This window comes from Arthrobacter sp. 05T47 (assembly GCF_056395825.1).
In genome coordinates this window covers 1-1,269 of record NZ_JBFTKG010000156.1, presented here as the reverse complement: position 1 = coordinate 1,269, position 1,269 = coordinate 1, and the positions used below count along the sequence as shown (strand labels likewise).

General features: G+C 60.6%; 4 protein-coding genes. All 4 read right to left on the bottom strand.

Going from position 1 to position 1,269, the window contains the following annotated elements; translation table 11 throughout:
• Window positions 1–473 (bottom strand): hypothetical protein (locus tag AC1DEY_RS23530; protein WP_476870105.1); only part of this gene is annotated, 473 nt, incomplete at its 3' end.
• 2 nt (window positions 474–475) lie between these two features.
• Window positions 476–670, bottom strand: a complete 195-nt coding sequence (locus AC1DEY_RS23525; RefSeq protein WP_476870104.1) for a hypothetical protein — start codon at window positions 668–670, stop codon at window positions 476–478.
• 189 nt (window positions 671–859) lie between these two features.
• The gene (locus tag AC1DEY_RS23520) at window positions 860–1,006 is read right to left on the bottom strand and encodes a hypothetical protein (protein WP_476870103.1); all 147 of its coding nucleotides are present in this window, start codon (window positions 1,004–1,006) and stop codon (window positions 860–862) included.
• Window positions 1,003–1,179 (bottom strand): hypothetical protein, encoded by a 177-nt coding sequence (locus tag AC1DEY_RS23515; protein ID WP_476870102.1) that lies wholly within the window; start codon window positions 1,177–1,179, stop codon window positions 1,003–1,005. The genes AC1DEY_RS23520 and AC1DEY_RS23515 overlap by 4 nt, the downstream gene beginning before the upstream one ends.
• Between the last annotated feature and the right edge of the window lie 90 nt (window positions 1,180–1,269).

Below are 1,269 nucleotides of genomic sequence, written 5' to 3'. Positions count from 1 at the left end.
GTTGTGGCGTCGGTGAAGACCTGGGCGCCGTTGGAGAACACCAGGGCCCCGGCTGAGACGGACGGGTCCAGGGTCATTGCTGAGCCAACCTTGACCTTGCCGGTAGTGACGTTCAGGTCCGACTTGAGGGTTGTCACGTTTTCAACCGACAGGGTGCCCTTGATATCCGTGGCGCCGTTGATGTGCGTTGGCCCGTTGAGCTTGGTGTCTCCGGTGAACGTGGTCGGCCCGGTCTGGGTCAGCGTGCCGGTGAAGTTGATAATCCCGGAGGCGATCAGGTTGCCGATAACCTCGATCGACCCGCTGACCATCAGGCCGCCTTGATCTTCGATCGTGATMACCCCACCGCCGTATACGAGGAGCCCGTCACGTCCGATGGCTGCGTTGTTCATAGGGGATGCGGTTTCGAGGTTGCGGATCCGGCGCAAAATGTCCGAGATGTCACCATCGTTGAGGTTGTTTATCTTGCCCATCGTTAGCGTCCTTCGTTCAGTGCTGCGGGCTCTTTGCCGCTGGGGGTAATGGTTTTGCCGTGGCGTTCCGCTTCAACCAGGCGCTTGTAGAACTCGGCGCGTTCGGCGCTATGCAGTGCGCGTTCACGCCACAAAGCCACCTGTGCGGGCCAGCCCCATGCATCGGTGGCGGCAGCTGTGTAGGGGTCATAGGCCATTGGTTCGGTTCCTTGTCTGTCGCTGTCGGTCTGCGTTGCGCGCGGCGGTGTCGCCGGTTCTGTCGTTGTGGAGTCCGCGGCCCGTGTGGGTTTCCGGAGTGTTGGTGAGTGCTTGCAGCCTTTGATTCATCCGTAGGCACATTTCCCTCAGGTACCGGATTTCGCTTTCGTAGCTTTCGGGGGTGCGGGTCATTCCGGCGCTCCCTCGTAGATGGCGAGCCGGGCCTCTGCCTCTAGTGCTCTGTCCCGCCATTTTCGGAACAGTTCGTGTTCTTCGAGGGCTTTCGCTTTGTAGATTTCGCAGAGGTTGAGCAGGTCGTCGCGGTTGAGTTTCATGCGGCTTCCCTCATGTCGTAGAGGGCAAGGCGGGCACTCTTTGCGTCCAGTGAGATGTTGAGCGCGGTTACCTCTGCTTCGAGCCGGCGGACCTTCTTGTCCAGTTTGTTGATGACGCCCTGGCGGGTGCCTGCTAGCTTGCGCCAATCGGCGGCGGAATAAAGATCAGTCATTTCTAGTCCTTTGGGTGCACTGACCCGACCACCCCTCCTTTCAGGAGGGGTGTGGATCGTGGGCGGTCTGCGCGTGGGCGCCGTGGGCGG

What these genes read in the sequence shown, in the direction of transcription:
- AC1DEY_RS23525 (WP_476870104.1), bottom strand. Translation starts at nt 670, where the DNA reads ATGGCCTATGACCCCTACACAGCTGCCGCCACCGATGCATGGGGCTGG.
- AC1DEY_RS23520 (WP_476870103.1), bottom strand. Translation starts at nt 1,006, where the DNA reads ATGAAACTCAACCGCGACGACCTGCTCAACCTCTGCGAAATCTACAAA.
- AC1DEY_RS23515 (WP_476870102.1), bottom strand. Translation starts at nt 1,179, where the DNA reads ATGACTGATCTTTATTCCGCCGCCGATTGGCGCAAGCTAGCAGGCACC.